We start from the raw sequence: 22,359 nt of genomic DNA on the forward strand, positions 1-22,359 counted from the left end.
GCCGAATGAAATGGCTGATCGGCTCATTTTCAACTCTGGAGATAACGATGCACGAAAACCCATGGGTGTGGCAGCATGAGAAGTGGCCCCATTTTTACTGGGATGATGCGCTTATTCAGCCTCAGCTACGTAACACTCGGTTTAAGCTCGGGCAACTCCTTGGTGAAAACAGGGGAAATACCTCTGCTGAATGCGCCTCAAAAACCTTAGATGTACTTTTGGCGAATATTATCGCGTCATCAAAAATAGAAAATGAGCAACTTAATGTCAGGTCGGTGCGTTCATCGCTGGCAAAAAAGCTTGGGATGACTTTGGCAGAGAGTGATCTGACATCTGATCGTTCTGATGGTTTAGCTGACATCATGCTTGACGCCATTCATGAATGTCATGCGGATTTAACGCTTGAGCGATTGTATCAATGGCACGAATGGCTGTTCCCCCATGATTCATGGATGCTGAATCCTATTAAGACCGCTCAATTGCGTGGGGGGGAGCCGATGCAAGTCGTTTCAGGCCGAATGGGCAAGGAAAAGGTTCATTTTGAAGCACCGCCTCGCGACGTTCTGTCTGCGGAACTAAAACAGTTTATCGATTGGTTTAATGTCTCTCGCATTGATAATGCGGTTGATCCACTGTTACGGGCCGCAATGGCGCATTTCTGGTTTGTCACCCTGCATCCCTTCGAGGACGGTAATGGCCGTATTACCAGGGCACTGACCGATATGGCATTATCACAGGCGGATAGCCAAAGTATTCATCTTTACGCCATGTCCGTTGCCATCCTTGAGAACCGCGATGGGTATTACGCTATTTTGGAGCAATGCCAACGTGGAAGTCTGGATATCACACCTTGGTTACTGTGGTTTATCACCACTCTGGAACAGAGTTTGGATCAAGCATCTGAAGGGGTTCGTTCTACATTGGCTAAGAATCACTTCTGGTTAAAGCACAATGACAGTGGGCTGAGGGATGAGCAGATAAAAGTGCTTAATCGTCTGTTAGATGGCGGTGAAAATGGTTTTGCTTTAGGTATCAGCGCATCTCAATATCAAAAAGTCGCACAGGTCAGTAAAGCAACCGCAACCCGTCATCTCGCGGAGTTATTGGGCCGGGAATGTATTGAAAAGCTGCCGGGGGAAGGGCGGAGTACCCGCTACCGAGTTAAGTTTCCAGATTAAAACGGCCTGCAATGGCAGGCCGCGAGTATCGATAAGTCAGATTAAAAATTACTTAACCATTTTCTTATACTTAATACGGTGTGGTTCCAGTGCTTCGGCACCCAGAGTGCGTTTTTTCCACTCTTCGTATTCAGTAAAGTTACCTTCGAAGAATTGCACTTTGCCTTCATCTTGATAATCGATGATGTGAGTGGCAATTCGGTCCAGGAACCAACGGTCATGGGAAATGACCATTGCGCAGCCTGGGAATTCCAGCAGGGCGTTTTCCAGTGCGCGCAGGGTTTCGATGTCCAGATCGTTGGTCGGTTCATCGAGTAGCAGCATGTTGCCGCCAACCTGTAGCAGCTTAGCCAAATGGATACGGCCACGCTCACCACCGGACAGCTCGCCGACACGCTTACCTTGATCAATCCCTTTAAAGTTAAAGCGGCCAACATAGGCGCGGCTTGGAATTTCAAAGTTGCCGATCTTCATGATGTCCTGACCACCGGACACCTCTTCCCAAACGGTTTTGCTGTCATCCATGTTGTCGCGGAACTGATCAACCGAGGCTAATTGCACGGTATCACCCAGTGAAATGGTGCCGGAGTCTGGCTGTTCCTGACCTGATAACATGCGGAACAGTGTCGATTTACCCGCGCCGTTCGGGCCGATGATCCCGACTATCGCGCCTTTTGGCAGCGCAAAGGTCAGATCATCAATCAACAGGCGGTCACCGTAAGATTTGCTCAGATGCTCGACTTCCAGCACCTTATCGCCTAAACGTGGGCCTGGTGGAATGAACAACTCGCTGGTTTCGTTACGTTTTTGATACTCGACGCTGTTAAGTTCTTCAAAGCGAGCCAGACGTGCTTTACCTTTCGCCTGACGGCCTTTTGGATTCTGACGAACCCACTCCAGCTCTTTCTCAATCGACTTGCGACGCGCAGCTTCGGAAGAGGCTTCCAGTGCCAGACGAGCATCTTTCTGCTCCAGCCATGAGGAGTAGTTGCCTTCCCATGGAATACCTTCGCCACGGTCCAGCTCCAGAATCCAACCGGCCACGTTATCGAGGAAGTAACGGTCATGGGTGATGGCGACCACAGTGCCTTCATAATCGTGCAGGAAGCGCTCAAGCCATGCCACAGATTCCGCATCCAAGTGGTTGGTCGGTTCGTCCAGCAGCAGCATGTCCGGTTTTTCCAGCAGCAGGCGACAGATAGCGACACGACGGCGTTCACCACCGGATAGATTCGCAATCTTGGCATCCCAAGGTGGCAGACGCAGGGCATCCGCCGCACGTTCTAACTGGTTATCCAGATTATGGCCGTCTTGGGCTTGGATAATGGCTTCCAGCTCACCTTGCTCTTTGGCGAGTTTATCGAAATCAGCATCAGGTTCCGCATACAGCGCATAAACCTCATCCAAACGGGTCAGTGCGCGTTTGACTTCGCTCACCGCTTCTTCAACGGATTCACGTACCGTTTGCTCAAGATTTAACTTGGGCTCTTGCGGCAAGTAACCAATTTTGATGCCTGGTTGTGGGCGAGCTTCACCTTCAATATCGGTATCGATGCCAGCCATAATGCGCAATAGGGTCGATTTACCGGAGCCATTCAGGCCCAGCACACCAATTTTGGCACCAGGGAAGAAACTCAGGGAGATGTTTTTCAAAATATGCCGTTTCGGCGGAACGACTTTGCCGACACGATGCATGGAATAGACGTATTGAGCCACGTTGCGTCTGCCTCTCTATTAGTAGTGATGTCTGGTGCGGAGTGTAGCCCGTTTTGATAACAGTTCCCAGTGATCCCCGTCGTCCTTGACGCCACAGCGTTGTTCGCTGCGGGCCAATAACGTTGGGAGTCGCTTCGATAGAGGGCAAACGGAAGCAAAAAGGGTTAGGGCGCAGTCACTATCATTGAGACACGGCGGTTCTCTGCTCTCCCTTTGGCGGTACGGTTATCAGCGACTGGATCGAGTTTTCCACGGCCACGAACATCAATATTCTGTCTTGGAATACCGGTGCTCGCCAGCGTATCCGCGACGGCTAAGGCGCGCTGGTAGGAGAGTTGTTGGTTATAGCTATCTTCGCCAGTAGAGTCAGTATGACCATCCACCCGCAAATGGGTTATGCCAACGGCGGCTAAAGCCTTGCCGATATTTTGTACTTTAGTCACCCCTGTTGGGTTTAATTTTCTGACATCACTGCCGAAAAGCACTTTATTGGCGAGGCCGAACTCCCAGCCGTTATCCGTTAACTTAAACCCCTGCTCTTGTAATGCGGCAATTTGCTCAGCGCTCAGCCCTTGTGGTTTTGCCTGGCAGCCTGCCAGTACCAATAAGCTGATAGCGAAAAAACTGAACCAAATACGGCTGATCAGATTCTTATTTTTCAATCCCTGCATGTCACCTACCCTAAGCTTTCTGTGAGAGTAATATCCGATGGCTGAGCAATAGCTCTCCCGCCACTGGACTGGAAGTTTTTCTTGGCTTGATACATGGCCTCATCTGCCCGCTGTAACAGCTCTTCGGGTGACTGTGCATGATCAGGATAAATCGCAATGCCAATACTCAGCGAAGTCGTAATTTCACTCCCATCGGCCAAAATGATGGGTTGGCTCATACTTTCAATAATATTGTTGGCAATAATCAGAACATCATCTGTCTCGTGGATAGGTGCCAGTAAGACGGCAAACTCATCCCCGCCCAAACGGGCCACTAAATCGGTTTCACGTAATAGGGCACGAATCCGGTCGGCGATGCTGGTCAGCACCACATCACCTGCTGCATGACCATAGCTATCGTTGATCTCTTTAAAGCGGTCACCATCCAGGAATAGAACGGCAGCATGATCGTCCGACTGACAATCATTGAGCGTGCGGCTTAAGCGGCCCTCAAAAAAGGCGCGATTTGCCAGACCAGTCAGGCTATCGTGTGCCGCCCGATGGGCAAGGAAGTCATTTTCTTGCGTCAGATGTTTTTGCCAAACTTCCAGCTCTTCCAGCAACCCATTGAAGTCATTGCTTAACTCATTCAGTTCCGCAATTTTTGCTGAAGGGACGCGTTGGCCAAAGCTGCGGTTGCGACTGACGTTATGGGCCACTTTGGTAATTTGGTTCAGTGAGCCGATGATGCCATAGAGCATGCGGCGTGACAGAACTAACGCGACCAAGGTGCTGAGCACCAGACACGCCAGTAAGCCCGCTAATCCTTGCAGCAGAAAACGCAGTAGGCTACCGCCGTGGCCGACAATCACTATGGTGCCAATCTCATTACCGGAATGAACCATGGGCAGCACTACGGGTTGAGGCAGTGCCCAGCGGGCAACATTTTGCTCCATGTAGTGCATGGGGCCATTATCAGGCTGTGTCCAACTCGCCATCTCCCGACCATTCACATCCAGAATCTTTGCTTCGGCCACCTCTTCATTGGCGGCAATCAGCGACAGTGCTTCGTTGGCAGCGACGCTGTCACCAAATACCACAGCAGCTTCAGTGGTATAGCTGATCGAACGGGCAATCAAATGCAGGTTATGGTCAGCATAAACCCGTAGGGCAAACAGTGCCGCTAGCGTGAGGAAGATACCTGCCGTCGCCACAGAGACCAGTGCCACCGTTAAGTGAATTCGCCCCAGTACGCGGCCCAGTGTCGGGAGTCTGGCTGCATCATGGTGATGTTGGGTCTGGCTAGCAGACTTTTTCTTTATTGAACTCATAATGCGTCAGCCTTCTTACGGGCAAGTTGCAACACGCTGGGGTGCACTCGAACCCCACCGCGCGCTAATGCATCCATATTGACTTTGAAAGAAGCTTGCTTATCTTCAAGTAGCAGGCAGAAAGCACTGCCTAGCGTGCATTCGTCATAATCTTCACTGATGGTCAGAACCGGGTGCCCAGAGAGACGTGCGGCCAGCTCCTGGCGCTTTCGCCCCTCGATACGACCCAGATAAACCACATCACAGTTGGCGGCAACCGACGCGTCGGGCTGCGGGTAACGCTCGGTTTTGATCGGGTGGGCGGTTTGCATCAATGCGGGATTGAATAGCTCATCTGCGTAATCAGTTTGAGCCACGACACATAAGCGAATCACCGGTGGTGGTACTGGCCAGCGCGCATAGCTGATAATGCCCAGTACCATTTTGGCGGCGGCATCATTGCGTTCATGTAGCAGTTCTGCACTCAGATTATTCGCAGCCCTTAAGGGCATGGTAGCGAACAGGAGCGAGATAAGGAGTAAAACAGAGGCACAGGCCCGCCAGACACGCCGTAGCGTCATCCGTTTGAGCGGGTGATAGCGTTTATAACTACTAACGCCGTTAATTGCGCAAGTTACGGTATTCATTTTTGCGCTTCCTGTAGGGCGACACGGTTTACACGTTAATTGCAGCAGACGAATAATTAGTCGCCAAAATACTATTATAAGAATTAATTGATGCAAGAATAGTCTTGGTATCGACAATATGAGATTTATCCTAAATATTATCGAAGATTTATAAAAAAAGCCCGACTGATTAGCCGGGCTTGATGATGCTGCTGAAAATCAGACTGCGCTTGAAGTGCCTTTGAAGCGCCCGATGATCCATTTCTCGATTTCTACGATGATAAAGATGGCGATAGAAACCAGTAATGTAACGCCCCAATAGTAAGCCGGTAATGGCTCAGTACCGAATGCGGTATTCATAAACGGCAGATAGATAATGGCTAACTGCAACAGGACCAAGACGCCAGATACCAACCACAACCCTTTGTTGACAAAGACTTCTTTGTTCAGTGGGAAGCGATCCATCACGCGGCAGTTAAACATGTAAATCCACTGCGCAGTAACCAAGGTCTGCATGAGCACGGTACGGATAAACTCGGTGCTGTAGCCGCGTGGCTCCATATAGGCTTCCAAGGCAAAAGCACTACAGGCAATCAAGGTACCCACGAAGGCGATACGCCAGATCGCGTGGCCGTCTAGCACATGTTTTGATGGGTCACGTGGGTTACGGCGCATAATACCGCGTTCTGCCGGTTCAAAGGCTAAACCGAACGAGAGCGTGGTGGAGGTTGCCATGTTGATCCAGAGAATTTGCAGTGGCGTCAGCGGAATCACCGCACCCACCAGGATAGCAAAGATGATTAACAGCCCTTGCGCCAAGTTGGTCGGCAACACAAACAGAATGGTTTTCTTCAGGTTATCGTAGACACGACGGCCCTCTTCAACTGCATGGGCAATGGTGGCGAAGTTATCATCAGACAGCACCATATCGGCGGCTTCTTTTGTCACTTCGGTACCCTTGATCCCCATGGCGATACCCACATCGGCCTGCTTCAGCGCGGGTGCATCGTTAACGCCATCGCCAGTCATCCCGACGATTTCGCCTTTATCCTGCAAGGCTTTGACCAGACGTAGCTTATGTTCCGGGCTGGTACGGGCGAAGATATCATAACGAACCGCCGCTTCCGCCAGCGCCTTATCGTCCATATGCTCCAACTGACCGCCGGTAATGGAGTCTTTCCCATTGCCTATCCCCAGCATGGCACCAATTGCCATGGCGGTTTCCTGATGGTCGCCGGTGATCATTTTCACGCGAATGCCCGCCTGTTGGCAGGTGGCAATGGCGTCGATAGCTTCCGGGCGCGGTGGATCCATCATGCCGGCAATCCCGACAAATACCATGCCTTGCTGGATGTCGCTGTGATCTAACTCGCTGATGGTCTGCTCGGTTGGGCGGTAGGCCGCGGCCAACATACGCAAACCCTGCTGGGTATAGCGCGTCATCTCAGCATCCCAGTAATCACGGCGGAAGGGCACCACACCCTGATCCGTCAGTTCTTGCTGGCAGAAAGTGAACAGCACGTCAGGCGCACCGGTCAGGAAGATGCAGCTTTCCGACTCAACTTGATGGCTGGTGGCCATGTATTTATAAGCCGAATCGAAAGGAATTTTACCGTGCTGAGCCACTTGGCCCAGTTCGATCCCCGATTTGGCGGCCAAGACTTTCAATGCGCCTTCGGTTGGCCCGCCAACGATGGTCCAGTGGCCTTGGTCGTTCTTTTGAATCTGGCTGTCATTACACAAATTCACCGCGGTGATAAATGTTTTTAACGGCCCGGCCAATGTGGCTTGCTGGTCACTGCCTTCGGGGTAGATATTGCCGACCGGCTCGTAGCTTTCACCGGTGACGCGATAGCAATGGTCAGCCAAAATCACCGCTTTAACGGTCATTTCATTCATCGTCAGTGTGCCGGTTTTATCGGAACAGACGACCGTCATGGCACCTAAGGTTTCTACCGTTGGCAGCTTGCGGATAATCGCGCGGTTGCGCGCCATCGCTTGCACACCGAGGGAGAGGATGATCGAAATAATCGCCGGTAAGCCTTCCGGCACCGAGGCGACCGCCAGACTGATCAGCGCCAGCAGCAGTTCATTGACCGGTAGATCGCGCAGGATAAAGGCGAAGACGAACAAGAATGCCATCATTACTAAAATCAGAATGAAAATGGCTTTGCCCAAGCGGTCCATCTGTTGCAGTAACGGCGTGCGAATGGATTCAACCGCTGACATCATTTGGTTGATATGGCCCAGCTCGGTGTTACCGCCGCTGGCAATGACCACACCTTTCGCTGTACCGGCACTGATAGTGGTGCCTGAGAACAGCAGGTTTTTGCGATCGCCAATAACAGACTCGTCCTCAATCACCCCAATTTGCTTCTCAACCACGGTCGATTCACCGGTCAGGATAGCTTCTTCAATCTGTAGATTGTGGGCTTCAAGTAACCGCAAGTCGGCTGGGATTTTGTCCCCCGGCTTCAGCGTAACAATATCACCCGGTACAAGATTCTGAGCGTCAATGGTTTGTGCGCTGCCATCACGGATGACCACAGCTTTACTGGAAAGCATGTTTTGTATGCTTTTCAGTGACTTCTCAGCTTTATTTTCCTGAACATAACCGATTAAGGCATTAATGACCGCGACGCAAAGGATAATAATGGTGTCAACGGAGTGACCCATCAGACCCTTAACCAAGGCTGCGGCGAGCAAAATGTAGATCAGGACATCGTTGAAATGGGCTAAGAACTGTAGCAGAGGGTGCTTACTTTTTTTGGCGGGTAGCGCATTAGGACCATACTGTTTAAGGCGTTCCTCCGCCTCTTTTTGGCTTAAGCCCTCTTCGCGGCTACTTAAGTGCTGCAAAGATTCTTCCGCAGTAAGTTGATACCAGGCCTTTCCCTCTGGGGGCGGGGAGGCGGATTTATGGTCTGATGAGTTTTGCATTGAAAGAACCTTCTTAAAAATTAATAAATCTACAATCTATCTATCCGTTTTCATCTATTTACCGCAAAGATTTTACCCTTTGTCCTTGACCCTGCCGGACGTTAGCAATTTGGTATAAATGAAATATTTACAACAGCATAGTTATATTAAGCAAGGATAGTAGATTTTTATCAAAATAGTGCCTTGATCTGAGATAATAAATACGAAATATTTGGCAATAAGTAAAGGTTAACTTATTGAATAGTAAATAATTGTAGAGCTATCTATTCTGTCTGACCTCTTTTTCAAGGCACAAAATATCGTCAGCATCACATAGAAGACCCTCGCTGATTTTAACCATCACTCAAGCCGATTAATCCTACATATCCATTAGTGTGCGTAATCACTGGCTATCAGGTGAAACTCTTAGTTAGTATATCCTGCTGCCGGAACTCAGAGGTTACGGTAAGTGAAATGCAGTAGCCAACAACCAGCGAGGAAACAGTAGTATGGAAAAGTGGCGATATCTGGCGATTGGCGTGTGTCTGGTGACGACTTCAGGAGTCGCATCCGCTGACTCCCTTGATGCCCAACGGCAACGCTATCAGCAAGTTAAACTGGCTTGGGACAGCAATCAGATGGATACCGTGGCACAACTGATGCCCACGTTGCGTGACTATCCGCTGTACCCCTATCTGGAGTACCGTCAGTTAACACAAGATCTGAGCCAAGTGAGCGCGGCGCAAGTCAATGATTTCCTGAGCCGTAACCCCACATTGCCGCCTGCAAGTTCGCTCCCATCCCGCTTTGTTAATGAGCTGGCCCGCCGCGAAGATTGGCGTGGGTTATTGACCTTCAGCCCAACCGCCCCAAAACCGGTTGCCGCTCGCTGTAACTATTACTATGCCAAATGGGCGACAGGCGAGCAGCAAGTCGCTTGGGATGGCGCGAGTGAAATCTGGCTTAATGGGCAGGCGCTGCCCGCAAGCTGCGATAAATTATTCAGTGTCTGGCAGCAAGCCGGGCATCAAACACCATTGGCGACACTGGCACGGATGAAATTGGCGCTGAAAGAGGGCAATGCCAGTTTGGTCAGTTATCTGCTCAAACAGTTGCCAGCCGATTACCAGACCATGGGCATGGCACTGGCGACACTGCAAAGTGACCCCGCCAGTGTTGAAAGCTTCGCCCGCACGGTCGGGCCGACGGACTTTACTCGCTCCGCGACTATCATTGCATTTACCCGTTTGGCCCGTCAGGATGTCGAAAATGCCCGCGCGATGATCCCAACCTTAGTGCGACTGCAAAAAATGAGTGACAGCGAGAAGCTGGAACTGGAAGAGGCGGTTGCCTGGCGTTTGATGGGGACTGATGCGACTTACGATCAAGCCAAATGGCGAGATCAAGTGACGTTACGTAGCCACTCCATCCCCTTGCTTGAGCGCCGCATCCGCATGTCGCTGGGCAGCGGCGATCGCCAGGGCTTGGCCACGTGGCTGGCGCGTCTTCCTGCTGATGCCAAAGAGAAAGATGAGTGGCGCTACTGGCGCGCATCACTGCTATTGGAGCAAGGCAAGAAAGCCGAGGGTGAAGCTATTTTACGTAGCCTGATGCAAGAGCGTGGTTTTTATCCCATGGTGGCGGCGCAGAAACTGGGCGTTCCTTATCCGATTAAGGTTGAAGTTGCGGCTAAACCGGATGCTTCGCTGGCACAGCGACCAGAAATTGCCCGCGTGCGTGAGCTGATGTACTGGAATATGGATAATCAGGCCCGTAACGAGTGGAGCTATTTGGTCGCCAGCCGCAGTCAACCTGAACAGGAAGCGCTAGCGCGTTATGCATTTAACCAGAAGTGGGCTGATCTCAGTGTTCAGGCGACCATCGTTGCCAAACTGTGGGACCATCTGGAAGAGCGCTTCCCACTGGCGTGGCCGACGGAGTTCCGTCAGGCGACAGAAGGCAAAGGGATCACGCCAAGTTATGCCATGGCGATTGCCCGTCAAGAGAGTGCCTGGAACCCGAAAGCACAATCACCAGTGGGCGCCGCAGGGCTGATGCAGGTGATGCCGCGCACCGCAGAACACACGGTGAAACTGAATAATATCAGTGGCTATCTGAATAGCAGTCAGTTGCTCGATCCTGTCACCAACATTGAGATTGGTACCAGTTATCTGGAAGAGGTCTATCAGCAGTTCGGGCGCAACCGCATTCTATCCAGTGCAGCCTACAATGCGGGGCCATCACGGGTTAATACCTGGTTGGGTAACAGTGCCGGGCAGGTCGATGCCGTGGCATTTATCGAGAGTATTCCTTTCTCCGAAACCCGTGGCTATGTGAAAAATGTGTTGGCGTACGATGCTTTTTATCGTCACTTTATGAATCGCCCAACGAAGGTGTTGAGTGATGCCGAGTGGCAGCGGCGTTACTAATCCTCTTCGTCCTTGACGCTGCGGCGGTGTTAGCGGCGCTTGCGCACCCGAATCACTGACTTGTGTCAGCTCATCGGGATTTGCTCGCTTGCTGCCTTGCCGCAACGCCAATGACTTTGAGGATATTCCTTATCCTTGACGCTGCGGCGGTGTTAGCGGCGCTTGCGCACCCGAATCACTGACTTGTGTCAGCTCATCGGGATTTGCTCGCTTGCTGCCTTGCCGCAACGCCAATGACTTTGAGGATATTCCTTATCCTTAACGCTGCGGCGGTTCCAAGTTCTTTGGGTATGTCTGAGGTTATGATAAGCTGTTGTACTAGTTAAATAGTATGACAGCTTTCCCTTGGGTACTTATCATGACAAAACCACTGTTGACCGACGAAAAGCGAATATCTCATTCAGCGGGTATTGCTACACCTGCGAATCATCCTGTGGACGCTGATCCGGCATTGTCCGCTGAAGATAATCAGCACTGGCTGAGCTTTGTTGCGCTGCTGCAAAATGCGATTGCGCAAGATCTCCATTTGCCGTTGCTGCAATTGATGCTGACACCCGATGAGCGCACTGCGCTGGGCACCCGTGTCCGTATCATTGAGGAGTTAATGCGTGGGGAGTTAAGTCAGCGTGAATTGAAAAACCAGCTGGGTGCCGGTATCGCGACCATTACCCGGGGATCCAATAGCCTGAAAGCTGCGCCACCACAACTCAAAAGCTGGCTTGAAGCCCAATTGTTGGCAGATAAAAAGTAGTTTTGTTTCGCGGCAACTCAGCCTTGGGCTGGGCGTTGATAAATTTCATTATGAAATGGTACCAGCGCCAACAATAACGCTTGATGATAAACACTGGTACGAGTCAACTTGCCGTCGGTGAAAATGCCGATGGCCCCGCCTTTATGCTTAACATTCGATATCCCGGTTAAAACTGCCATTTCGTCGCCTAGCTCACGGCCTTGGCGAATTCCTTGCAATATAATATCGGGCAGCATCAAACTGGCAGAACGAGACTCTCCTCGTGATTGTAAGTGCTCAATAACCATCCATGCAAAGGTCATATTATCTTCGATACCGGCTTCAACCCCGACCCAAAAATCAGCCTCAGGGCGAATCTGACGTGCATTGCTGACGCGTTGTCTGGCACCGGTGCGCGTCTCAATACTGCCGATGGGTTGCAGGGGAACACCGCTGTCGACATTGACACCTTCAATGCGATAGCCGTCAGGGCCATAAAGATCATCGAAGGCGAGGCTAATAGCCTTGATCTTTGCGGGGTTGGTAGTTGCGGCCACAACATGGTACATAATGAGTCTCGATATATTTAAGAATCTATACCCTTCGCAGATGAAGTCGCAGGGTTATTTCACGCAGTATAACGGAAAAAAGACATGTTACAGGTATATCTCGTGCGTCATGGCGAAACCATTTGGAACGCGGAACGCCGTATTCAAGGCCAATCAGACAGCCCGCTAACCGAAAACGGTATACGTCAGGCGCACTTGGTTGCGCAACGGGTTCGCAGCCAAGGGATCACGCATATTATCGCCAGTGATCTTGGGCGTACGCAGCAGACGGCAAAAATTATCGCCGAGGCTTGTGGGCTAAAAATGGTGACAGATCCACGTCTGCGTGAGCTGGACATGGGCGTGCTGGAAACACGTCCGATTGAGAGCTTAACGCCAGAAGAAGAGCAGTGGCGTAAGCAGATGGTCAATGGCACAGAAGGCGGTCGTATCCCTGAAGGGGAGTCGATGACCGAGCTGGGGCGGCGTATGCGCGCGGCGCTGGATAGTTGCCTCGAGTTACCTGCTGGCAGTAAACCGCTGTTAGTCAGCCATGGTATGGCGCTGGGCTGCTTGCTGAGTACGTTGTTGGGTTTACCCGCACATGCCGAACGGCGTCTACGTTTGCGCAACTGTTCGCTATCACGTGCTGATTATCAGGAAAGCCCTTGGTTGGCTTCAGGGTGGGTGATTGAGAGTGCTGGCGATACCGCTCACTTGGATATGCCAGCACTTGATGAGCTACAGCGTTAACGCCGGATAGGAATGAGATATTCACATTTCAGCGAGGTTGGAGGCTGATCTTTGGGCCTCCCCTGCGGGAAGAATCGTTCGATATCATATCCACTTCTGCGGGTTAATCCTAACTGCGGCAAGCTGGTGCCATAAAGTGTCAGGATGAAGTTCTGCAAACCGTCCAGCGCCCCTTCGTAGCTAAACAGCACATATTCGCCACCCTGCAAGATAACCGCTTGTCCTGCCTGCACGTTACTCGGCACATGCTGTGGTTCAATGGCCGTGGTGTAGAAAATCTCTTGCTCATCATCTTTCTCCTGATTCGGTCGGGAGTGATGTAAGCCATAGAGGACTGGCGGCAGTTGATCGGCTTCACCCAAATACTGTTGCCAGAAATGTGTCCGCAATTCAGTGCGATACGTCGATATCTGCTCAAGGGTGCAAGAGTAGCTCTGGGTTAGACCGACCAGATGTTGCTCGGGCAACGTGATGAATTCAGGTTGAGGTAGGGTATGTGCACCTAACCGGATAGGCGGACATATCCCCGCTGAATGCCAATCCTCGGCCCGACGGTATAGCGCAGGTGTTTGCGCAAACTGTTTTTTAAACGCACGGGTAAAGGTTTGCTGCGAATCAAAGCGATATTGCAGCGCAATATCCAGAATCGGGCGGCTGGTGAGTCGTAACGCGACAGCTGCTTTAGATAGCCTTCTTGCACGAATATAAGCACCGATAGCATTCCCGGTGACATCCTTGAACATTCGCTGCAAATGCCATTTTGAATAGCCTGCTTTAGCAGCGACATTGTCCAGTGCTAAAGGCTGGTCTAAATGACTTTCTAGCCAGCTGAGCAAATCACGAATGATACTGGCTTGATCCATAGATCTTCCTCGTAAAGCGGCCTAAATTTAGGGTGTTAATAATATGAAAAGAATAACTCTGGCGCATAGTAGCAACTTTTTATGTTCCCGACTGCTTAAGAATTTCCTGTCGTTATGTGTTAAAAAAGTATCTAAGATTTATAAAATAGCTTTTTAACGAATATTTTATTTCTGCTAAAAAAAGTTAACGTTGAATAACCTTATTCAACGGAATGGAGTAAGTGTATGAAAAAAAGTTGGATATTGCTTGGTTGTATGCTTTCTTTGGGGGCAATTAGCGCCCATGCGGAGGAGATTGGTTCAGTTGATACGGTATTTAAACTGCTGGGGCCGGATCATAAAATCGTGGTTGAAGCCTTCGATGACCCTGATGTTAAAAATGTAACTTGTTATATCAGCCGGGCAAAAACCGGTGGTATCAAAGGCGGGCTGGGGTTGGCGGAAGATACGTCTGACGCAGCCATTTCCTGTCAGCAAGTAGGGCCGATTGAGTTAACTGACAAAATTACAAATAAGAAATCTGAAGGTTCGGTGGTTTTTCAGAAGCGGACTTCACTGGTATTTAAAAAGCTACAGGTGGTTCGTTTCTACGACCAAAAACGCAATGCGCTAATCTATTTGACCTATTCGGATCGTGTGGTTGATGGCTCACCGAAAAATGCGATCAGTGCCGTGCCGATTATTCCTTGGGATAAGATTCCAAAGTAATAAGCTTGAGAAGATGATCGTGAGTTCCGTCATAAAAAAGCCAGCATATAAATACTGGCTTTTTACTGCAATGATCACCTGGTAGAGGTTTACTCTTCCAGATCACCACAGAAACGATAACCTTCGCCGTGGATAGTGGCGATGATTTCAGGCGTGTCCGGCGTGGACTCGAAATGCTTACGAATACGGCGGATGGTCACGTCAACTGTGCGGTCATGGGGTTTCAGCTCACGGCCGGTCATCTTCTTCAGCAATTCGCCACGGGATTGAATTTTGCCCGGGTTTTCGCAGAAGTGCAGCATGGCGCGGAACTCACTGCGCGGCAACTTATAGTGCTCGCCAGCAGGGCTTATCAGTGAGCGGCTATTGATATCCAGTTCCCAGCCATTAAATTTATAGCTCTCAACCAAGCGGCGCTCTTCACCTACACTGCCTAAGTTCATGGTACGAGACAGCAGGTTACGTGCCCGAATGGTTAATTCGCGTGGGTTGAAAGGCTTGGTGATGTAATCATCAGCGCCAATTTCTAAGCCCAGGATCTTATCGACTTCGTTATCACGACCAGTCAGGAACATCAGGGCAACACTGGCTTGTTCACGAAGTTCTCGTGCCAGCAGCAGGCCATTTTTGCCTGGCAGATTGATGTCCATGATAACTAAGTTAATATCATTCTCAGACAGAATGTGGTGCATTTCTGCGCCATCATTGGCTTCATGAACAACATAGCCTTCCGCCTCGAAAATGCTCTTCAGGGTGTTACGAGTAACTATCTCATCTTCTACGATCAGAATGTGCGGGGTCTGCATGTTTGCTACCTAAAATTGCCAACAAAATAGAAATAGGAAGTACAGAAGTCTTTGTTATATTAGGATTTTTATTGACTTGTTACTCGTCATCCCGTTCATCACATGACTAAAGTACGTAAATGTAGATTCAATCTGTCAACGCAACACCCCTTTCAATTATCTCTTTCGGTGTTTTGAACTTCAGTGTCTTTCTTGGTCTGTTGTTTAGCTGAGCTGCAACCTGATCCAACTCATGTTGAGTATATTGGGCAAGGCATGTCTTTTTGGGAAAGTACTGTCTAATTAGCCCATTAGTGTTCTCGTTTGTTCCCCGCTGCCAGGGACTCTGAGGATCGCAGAAGTAAACTTTAACTCCGGTGCTGCCAGTAAATTCCAGATGCCTGGCCAGCTCCATTCCTCTGTCCCATGTCAGTGATTGCCGGAGTTCAGGCGGCAAGCTCAGGAATTTGTCGGTAAGAGCCTGATTCACTGAGAAAGAATCTTTGCCCCTGAGTCTAAGGATGATCGTATAACGTGATTTTCGGTCTACAAGTGTGGCTATATGCGAGTTTTTTGTGCCTGATACTAAATCGCCTTCCCAGTGCCCCAGAGAGCGTCTGTTATCGATATGCCGGGAGCGTTCGTGAATTGGCGTTCCGTTCACTATGTTGATCGTACCTCTTTCACCTTTGCGGGTATGGCGTCTGCCATGACGAAGGCTATGCGACCGGCGCAGATGCTTTACATTCAGGTGGTGTAGCGCTTCACGGCTACGAAAGTACAGCGTTTTATAAATTGTCTCCGGTGATATTCGCAGTGTTTTTTGACGCGGCTTCGTTCGCCTTAACCATCCTGATATTTGCTCAGGAGACCACTTCATCTCCAGCTTTTCCAGAACAAGCTCTCGCAACGGTAAATTCTGATCCAGTAAGCACGGTTTTGGTCTTTTCGCCATCCTGCTGGCCCGGTTATTAGCATCAACAGCTTTGTAATAGCGCCTGCCTCGATTACGCTGAACTTCACGTGAGATCGTCGAAGGACTACGATTCAGCGCAGTAGCTATCGCACGAATGCTCATTTTGGCTGACAAACCGGCTCGTATTTCCTCGCGCTCAGACAGCGTCAGGTGAGCTACAGCCCGCTTGCGCTCATTGGGTTTTATGCCGCCAGTATCTCTTAACATAGTGAAGATTGTTCCTGGTTTCGAACCCAGGATATTAGCTATTTCACTGAAGCCTGTTCCGTTCTTCCACAGTTCAAAAACAGATGCTTTTTCCTTTGCTGTAAATGTCCGTCTCATTCAAAAACCCTCCGCAACCCCATGTTTTCACATGACTGTTGCGTTGACCAATTGAATCTACAAACGCGTTCTTGATGCACTTTCCATCAACGTCAACAACATCGCTAGCTTGGTCGGGGTGTTACTCCCTACAGCCCCAAAGGTGACAAAAGCGGCGCATATCCTAACCCTATTAACAGCAATATAACAGTGTGAGCCGAATCTACCACCCAACAAAACTACGCTTTGTTGACATATATCAAATTCAATTGTAGCACGTTAACACTTTTGTGAAAAAGACTTACAAGAATACCAGCTTAAGCGATGACGGGTTAAAATATGTGATCGATTCAGTGTTATTAATATTAAAAATTGGCGGTCAGACGTAACAAAAAAACCATTTTTCTAATCTGTTGATTTTTATTGTTTAAAATCAATATTCTTCCGACATAGCGGCAATGAAGCCGTTTTTCTTGCCAGCGTGCTATTTCACGTAAAAGCATAAGAAGAATTATCGCCAATGTTAGTCAAATGTAAAGTAACAGGGGTTAGCGGCATTTTTTGCTACTTTTTAGATCGTTAGCCTGAATAACAGGTCAGAGAATAGCTATTGGGTCCTTTAAGCGGATTTTATCATAGAGGTTGCGTCGATTGTCAGTCGGGGGGGCTTGTCGTTAAGTTGAAAAAAAACGTCAAAGTCAATTGTGTTGATTTAAGTAATTTTTTCAGTTTTATTATCTGGGTGTTAACGGTTATTTTTATTTTGATCGCCGGATAACGGTTATTGGTTTAGTGGATTAACCCTGATGGAGTGACTCATTTTTTAGGGGTGTTAGATGAAAAAATTTGACTTCGTAGGGCGATTGCTTTAACCAATAGGGGGACAGCTTCATTTATGAGACAGACAGACGACATGCGATACATCAGCCTGATTACAACGATTATTACCACCACCGAAACCACAGGTTACGGGGCGGGCTGACGCGTACAGGAAACAACAGAAAAAAGCCCGCACCTAGACAGTGCGGGCTTTTTTTTTCAATCAAATCTTTGCAAAAAAAGTTTGCGATAAAAAAAGCGCGAAAGCGGGAGAGAACCAGAAATGCGAGTGCTGAAATTTGGCGGGACATCAGTAGCAAATGCAGAACGCTTTATGCGTGTTGCCGATATCATTGAAAGTAATGTGCGTCAGGGACAAGTGGCTACGGTGTTATCCGCCCCCGCTAAAATTACCAATCATCTGGTCGCGATGATCGACAAAATGGTCGCCGGACAAGATATCTCGCCTAACATCAGCGATGCTGAGCGGATTTTTTCCGAGCTATTGCGCGGATTGGCCGATGCCCAGCCGGGTTTTGACTATGAGCGTTTGAAAGCCTTGGTGGCCCATGAGTTTGCGCAACTCAAGCACATTCTGCACGGTATCTCCTTGCTGGGGCAGTGCCCAGACAGCATCAATGCGGCCATCATCTGCCGTGGCGAAAAACTCTCCATTGCTATTATGGAAGCAGTCTTCCAGGCGAAAGGCTATCAAGTCAGCGTGATTAATCCGGTTGAGAAACTGCTGGCGCAAGGCCACTATCTCGAATCCACTGTGGATATCACTGAATCGACTCGCCGTATTGGCTCCAGCAATATTCCAGCCGACCACATCATTCTGATGGCTGGTTTCACTGCCGGTAATGACAAAGGTGAGTTAGTGGTACTGGGACGTAACGGTTCCGACTATTCAGCCGCTGTGCTGGCCGCCTGTTTACGCGCTGACTGTTGTGAGATCTGGACTGACGTCGACGGGGTTTATACTTGCGACCCCCGTGTCGTCCCTGATGCGCGATTATTGAAATCGATGTCATATCAGGAGGCGATGGAGCTCTCCTACTTTGGCGCTTCGGTTCTCCACCCCCGCACTATTGCCCCCATCGCCCAGTTCCAGATCCCTTGCCTGATAAAAAATACCGCTAACCCACAAGCTCCCGGCACACTGATTGGTGGCGAAAGCACTGACGACGGTTTCCCGGTAAAAGGCATCACCAACCTGAATAACATGGCGATGATTAACGTTTCAGGGCCAGGAATGAAGGGGATGGTCGGTATGGCTGCCCGCGTCTTTGCCGTAATGTCTCGCAGCGGTATCTCTGTGGTGCTGATCACTCAGTCCTCTTCCGAATACAGCATCAGCTTCTGTGTGCCACAAGGGGAGCTTCTGCGCGCCCGTAAGGCACTGGAAGAGGAGTTTTATCTGGAGCTGAAAGATGGCGTGCTGGAGCCGTTGGATGTGATGGAGCATCTGGCGATCATCTCTGTTGTCGGCGACGGGATGCGTACCCTGCGTGGTATCTCGGCTCGCTTCTTCTCAGCGCTGGCCCGTGCCAACATTAATATCATTGCCATCGCCCAAGGTTCGTCCGAGCGCTCTATTTCGGTGGTGGTCAGTAATGACTCGGTAACAACTGGCGTGCGTGTTTGTCACCAAATGCTGTTTAACACCGATCAAGTGATTGAAGTGTTCGTGATTGGTGTCGGTGGTGTGGGTGGGGCATTGATTGAGCAAATCTATCGCCAGCAACCATGGCTGAAACAGCGCCATATCGATCTGCGCGTTTGTGGCATCGCCAACTCTAAAGCCATGTTGACCAATGTGCATGGCATTGCACTGGATAACTGGCGTCACGAATTGGCGGAAGTACAAGAGCCATTCAACTTGAGTCGTCTGATTCGCCTGGTGAAAGAGTATCACTTGCTCAACCCGGTGATTGTTGACTGTACCTCCAGTCAGGCTGTGGCGGATCAATATGCTGATTTCCTGGCCGATGGTTTCCACGTTGTCACGCCAAACAAGAAAGCCAACACCTCATCAATGAACTACTACCACCAGATGCGCGCGGCGGCGGCAAAATCATGCCGTAAGTTCTTGTATGACACTAACGTTGGCGCGGGTCTGCCGGTGATCGAAAACTTACAGAATCTGCTCAATGCTGGTGACGAACTGATGCGTTTTTCTGGCATTCTGTCAGGCTCGCTCTCCTTTATCTTCGGCAAGTTGGACGAAGGGATGACATTGTCAGAGGCCACATTGCAGGCTAAGGCCATGGGTTATACCGAGCCAGACCCACGGGATGACCTCTCTGGGATGGATGTTGCCCGTAAATTGTTGATTTTGGCCCGTGAAGCAGGGTACAAACTTGAACTGGCTGATATCGAGGTTGAGTCTGTGCTGCCAGCCAGTTTCGATGCCTCGGGCGATGTAGACAGCTTCCTGGCACGTTTGCCGTCATTGGATGCAGAATTTACCCGCAAGGTGGCGGATGCCGCAGAGCAGGGGAAAGTGTTGCGCTATGTCGGGGCCATTGAGGACGGGCGTTGTAAAGTGCGGATGGATGCGGTTGATGGTAACGATCCACTGTATAAAGTGAAGAATGGTGAAAACGCGCTGGCGTTCTATACCCGCTATTATCAGCCGATTCCGTTGGTCTTACGCGGTTATGGCGCAGGTAATGACGTGACTGCCGCTGGGGTATTTGCCGATCTTTTACGCACATTATCATGGAAGTTGGGAGTTTAAATATGGTTAAAATCTATGCTCCGGCATCGATTGGCAATGTCAGCGTCGGCTTCGATGTATTGGGCGCGGCGGTGACACCGATAGACGGCACCCTGCTTGGCGATTGCGTCAGTGTGACTGCGGCAGATAGCTTCAGCCTGCGCAATGAAGGTCGCTTTGTTAGCAAATTACCTGATGACCCGAAAGAGAATATCGTTTATCAATGTTGGGAGCGTTTTTGTCAGGAGATCGGCAAAACGATCCCGGTGGCAATGGTGCTGGAAAAAAACATGCCGATTGGCTCAGGGCTGGGTTCCAGCGCTTGCTCGGTGGTGGCCGGTTTGATGGCAATGAACGAATTCTGTGGTAAGCCGCTGGATGAAGTGACGCTGCTGGGGCTGATGGGCGAGCTGGAAGGGCGCGTCTCGGGAAGCGTTCATTTTGATAATGTTGCGCCCTGTTATTTAGGCGGAATGCAGCTGATTCTCGAGCAGGAGGGCTACATCAGTCAGGGCGTCCCCGGTTTTGACGACTGGCTGTGGGTGATGGCCTATCCGGGCATTAAAGTCTCCACGGCTGAGGCTCGCGCCATTTTACCAGCACAGTATCGCCGTCAGGATTGCATCGCTCACGGGCGCAATCTGGCAGGATTCATTCATGCCTGTCATACGCAGCAGCCAGATTTAGCCGCCAAAATGATGAAAGATGTGATCGCCGAGCCTTATCGCACGCAGTTGCTGCCGGGCTTTGCGGCGGCAAGACAAGCTGCCCATGATATCGGCGCACTGGCCTGTGGCATTTCTGGATCCGGCCCGACGCTGTTTGCGGTCTGTAACGACACTGAAACCGCGCAGCGCATGGCGAGCTGGCTACAAAATCATTACCTGCAAAACGACGAAGGTTTTGTTCATATTTGCCGTCTGGATACCGCAGGCGCACGACTACTGGGATAACGCATGAAACTGTATAACCTTAAAGATCACAACGAGCAGGTCAGCTTCTCGCAAGCGATTAAGCAGGGCCTGGGCAAGCAGCAGGGGCTTTTCTTCCCGCTGGAGTTACCCGAATTTAACGTAACAGAGATCGACCAACTGCTGGATCTGGATTTTGTCACGCGCAGTAGCCGTATTCTATCCGCATTTATTGGCAGCGAAATTACCCCTGAAGTGTTAACCAAACGTGTTCAGGCGGCATTTGAATTCCCGGCACCGGTTGCGCAGGTTGAGAATGATATCGCGACACTGGAGCTGTTCCACGGCCCGACGTTGGCATTTAAAGATTTCGGCGCTCGTTTTATGGCGCAAATGCTGGCCGAAGTGGCTGGCGATCAACCTGTGACCATCTTGACCGCGACCTCCGGTGATACCGGCGCGGCGGTGGCCCATGCTTTCTACGGCCTGAAAAATGTGCGTGTGGTTATCCTTTATCCACGCGGCAAAATCAGCCCGCTGCAAGAGAAGTTGTTCTGTACGCTGGGCGGCAATATCCACACCGTGGCGATTGATGGCGATTTTGATGCCTGTCAGGCGCTGGTAAAACAAGCTTTTGATGATGAAGAGTTAAAGCAGGAACTGAGTCTTAACTCGGCTAACTCCATCAATATCAGCCGGTTACTGGCTCAGATTTGCTACTACTTTGAAGCGGTCGCTCAACTGCCACAAGAAGCACGTAATCAACTGGTCATCTCTGTGCCAAGCGGTAACTTTGGTGATCTGACGGCGGGTCTGCTGGCGAAATCCTTAGGTCTACCGGTGAAGCGCTTTATCGCGGCAACTAATGCCAATGACACCGTGCCGCGTTTCTTGGTCAATGGCCAGTGGCAGCCAAAATCCACTGTGGCAACGCTATCCAATGCCATGGATGTTAGCCAGCCGAATAACTGGCCGCGCGTAGAAGAGTTATATCGCCGTAAAGTCTGGCAGTTGAAGGACTTGGGCCACGGCGCGGTGAGTGATGAAGTGACAAAAGAGACCCTGCGCGAGATGGCGAAGTTGGGCTATATCTCAGAACCTCATGCCGCTATTGCTTACCGTGTCTTGCGCGATCAACTGCAAGATGGTGAGTTCGGGCTGTTTATTGGAACTGCGCACCCAGCGAAATTCAAAGAGAGCGTGGAAGAGATTTTGGGTCAGGAATTACCGCTGCCAAAACCATTGGCCATTCGGGCGCAATTACCTTTGCTATCCCATGATTTGCCAGCAGATTTTGCGACAATGCGGGCGTTCTTGATGGCATTACCGAAATAATTACCCATCTTACTTGGTGTTGCAGCGTTGTTTGCTGCCTAGCTGCAACACCAATGACTTAGGGTAATGCTTTTTCTA

19 protein-coding genes and 1 other annotated feature are annotated in these 22,359 nt (G+C 50.2%); of the genes, 10 read left to right on the top strand and 9 right to left on the bottom strand.

Annotated elements, in window-relative coordinates; all coding sequences use genetic code 11:
* The first annotated feature begins 47 nt into the window (after nucleotides 1–47).
* Nucleotides 48–1,178: a Fic family protein gene (locus ACZ76_RS12085; RefSeq protein ID WP_048620280.1), complete on the top strand. Its 1,131-nt coding sequence runs from the start codon at nucleotides 48–50 to the stop codon at nucleotides 1,176–1,178.
* A 48-nt stretch (nucleotides 1,179–1,226) separates the two neighbouring features.
* On the opposite strand, the gene ettA is transcribed toward ACZ76_RS12085, so the two are convergent.
* The 5 genes from ettA to ACZ76_RS12110 form a co-directional block, all read right to left on the bottom strand.
* On the bottom strand, nucleotides 1,227–2,894 hold the full coding sequence (gene ettA / locus ACZ76_RS12090; RefSeq protein ID WP_032896362.1) for an energy-dependent translational throttle protein EttA: 1,668 nt from the start codon (nucleotides 2,892–2,894) through the stop codon (nucleotides 1,227–1,229).
* 164 nt (nucleotides 2,895–3,058) lie between these two features.
* A complete protein-coding gene (locus ACZ76_RS12095; protein WP_048619147.1) occupies nucleotides 3,059–3,565 on the bottom strand; it encodes an OmpA family protein in 507 nt (168 codons plus the stop codon).
* A gap of 5 nt (nucleotides 3,566–3,570) precedes the next feature.
* Nucleotides 3,571–4,875, bottom strand: coding sequence for a diguanylate cyclase domain-containing protein (locus ACZ76_RS12100; RefSeq protein WP_048619148.1), 1,305 nt, complete (start codon nucleotides 4,873–4,875; stop codon nucleotides 3,571–3,573).
* A complete protein-coding gene (locus tag ACZ76_RS12105) occupies nucleotides 4,872–5,501 on the bottom strand; it encodes a YfiR family protein (RefSeq protein WP_048619149.1) in 630 nt (209 codons plus the stop codon). Before ACZ76_RS12105 ends, ACZ76_RS12100 begins: the two co-directional genes overlap by 4 nt.
* A gap of 198 nt (nucleotides 5,502–5,699) precedes the next feature.
* Entirely contained in the window at nucleotides 5,700–8,420 is a 2,721-nt protein-coding gene (locus ACZ76_RS12110; protein WP_048619150.1) for a cation-transporting P-type ATPase, read from the bottom strand.
* Nucleotides 8,421–8,908: 488 nt separating this feature from the next.
* On the opposite strand from ACZ76_RS12110, the gene sltY reads away from it, so the two are divergent.
* Together sltY and trpR are read left to right on the top strand one after the other, a co-directional pair.
* Nucleotides 8,909–10,828, top strand: coding sequence for a murein transglycosylase (gene sltY / locus ACZ76_RS12115; RefSeq protein WP_048619151.1), 1,920 nt, complete (start codon nucleotides 8,909–8,911; stop codon nucleotides 10,826–10,828).
* 358 nt (nucleotides 10,829–11,186) lie between these two features.
* Complete coding sequence (gene trpR, locus ACZ76_RS12120; protein ID WP_048619152.1) at nucleotides 11,187–11,579, top strand: trp operon repressor; 393 nt, start codon at nucleotides 11,187–11,189, stop codon at nucleotides 11,577–11,579.
* A gap of 17 nt (nucleotides 11,580–11,596) precedes the next feature.
* On the opposite strand, the gene yjjX is transcribed toward trpR, so the two are convergent.
* Entirely contained in the window at nucleotides 11,597–12,127 is a 531-nt protein-coding gene (yjjX, locus tag ACZ76_RS12125) for an inosine/xanthosine triphosphatase (protein ID WP_048619153.1), read from the bottom strand.
* Nucleotides 12,128–12,211: 84 nt separating this feature from the next.
* Between yjjX and gpmB the strand changes: the two genes are divergently transcribed.
* Nucleotides 12,212–12,859 carry a 2,3-diphosphoglycerate-dependent phosphoglycerate mutase GpmB gene (gene gpmB / locus ACZ76_RS12130; RefSeq protein WP_048619154.1) on the top strand — a complete coding sequence of 216 codons (648 nt, stop codon included), beginning with the start codon at nucleotides 12,212–12,214 and terminating at the stop codon, nucleotides 12,857–12,859.
* Here the strand turns inward: gpmB and robA are convergent.
* The gene (gene robA, locus ACZ76_RS12135; RefSeq protein WP_048619155.1) at nucleotides 12,856–13,722 is read right to left on the bottom strand and encodes an MDR efflux pump AcrAB transcriptional activator RobA; all 867 of its coding nucleotides are present in this window, start codon (nucleotides 13,720–13,722) and stop codon (nucleotides 12,856–12,858) included. The two genes, gpmB and robA, sit on opposite strands and share 4 nt — an antisense overlap.
* Nucleotides 13,723–13,947: 225 nt before the next feature.
* On the opposite strand from robA, the gene creA reads away from it, so the two are divergent.
* Nucleotides 13,948–14,430, top strand: a complete 483-nt coding sequence (gene creA, locus ACZ76_RS12140) for a protein CreA (RefSeq protein ID WP_048619156.1) — start codon at nucleotides 13,948–13,950, stop codon at nucleotides 14,428–14,430.
* Between the two features lie 89 nt (nucleotides 14,431–14,519).
* Here the strand turns inward: creA and arcA are convergent, their stop codons facing one another.
* Nucleotides 14,520–15,236 carry a two-component system response regulator ArcA gene (gene arcA, locus ACZ76_RS12145; RefSeq protein WP_004706052.1) on the bottom strand — a complete coding sequence of 239 codons (717 nt, stop codon included), beginning with the start codon at nucleotides 15,234–15,236 and terminating at the stop codon, nucleotides 14,520–14,522.
* Between the two features lie 127 nt (nucleotides 15,237–15,363).
* Nucleotides 15,364–16,515 (bottom strand): IS30 family transposase, encoded by a 1,152-nt coding sequence (locus ACZ76_RS12150; RefSeq protein WP_048617478.1) that lies wholly within the window; start codon nucleotides 16,513–16,515, stop codon nucleotides 15,364–15,366.
* Between the two features lie 55 nt (nucleotides 16,516–16,570).
* Here ACZ76_RS12150 and yjjY point away from each other — a divergent pair, with 55 nt between their 5' ends.
* The 5 genes from yjjY to thrC all read left to right on the top strand — a co-directional run bounded on the left by yjjY (nucleotide 16,571) and on the right by thrC (nucleotide 22,281).
* Nucleotides 16,571–16,702 (top strand): YjjY family protein, encoded by a 132-nt coding sequence (gene yjjY, locus ACZ76_RS19570; RefSeq protein ID WP_235428222.1) that lies wholly within the window; start codon nucleotides 16,571–16,573, stop codon nucleotides 16,700–16,702.
* A gap of 705 nt (nucleotides 16,703–17,407) precedes the next feature.
* Nucleotides 17,408–17,476, top strand: coding sequence for a thr operon leader peptide (thrL, locus tag ACZ76_RS18470; RefSeq protein WP_099462105.1), 69 nt, complete (start codon nucleotides 17,408–17,410; stop codon nucleotides 17,474–17,476).
* Nucleotides 17,415–17,533, top strand: a sequence feature (Thr leader region). Its footprint overlaps the gene before it by 62 nt.
* 63 nt (nucleotides 17,534–17,596) lie before the next feature.
* A complete protein-coding gene (thrA, locus tag ACZ76_RS12155; RefSeq protein WP_048619157.1) occupies nucleotides 17,597–20,056 on the top strand; it encodes a bifunctional aspartate kinase/homoserine dehydrogenase I in 2,460 nt (819 codons plus the stop codon).
* Between the two features lie 2 nt (nucleotides 20,057–20,058).
* Nucleotides 20,059–20,988, top strand: a complete 930-nt coding sequence (thrB, locus tag ACZ76_RS12160; protein ID WP_048619158.1) for a homoserine kinase — start codon at nucleotides 20,059–20,061, stop codon at nucleotides 20,986–20,988.
* Between the two features lie 3 nt (nucleotides 20,989–20,991).
* Nucleotides 20,992–22,281 carry a threonine synthase gene (thrC, locus tag ACZ76_RS12165; protein ID WP_048619159.1) on the top strand — a complete coding sequence of 430 codons (1,290 nt, stop codon included), beginning with the start codon at nucleotides 20,992–20,994 and terminating at the stop codon, nucleotides 22,279–22,281.
* The last annotated feature ends 78 nt before the right edge of the window (nucleotides 22,282–22,359 follow it).

The organism is Yersinia aleksiciae (assembly GCF_001047675.1).
GTDB classification, from domain to species: Bacteria; Pseudomonadota; Gammaproteobacteria; order Enterobacterales; family Enterobacteriaceae; genus Yersinia; species Yersinia aleksiciae.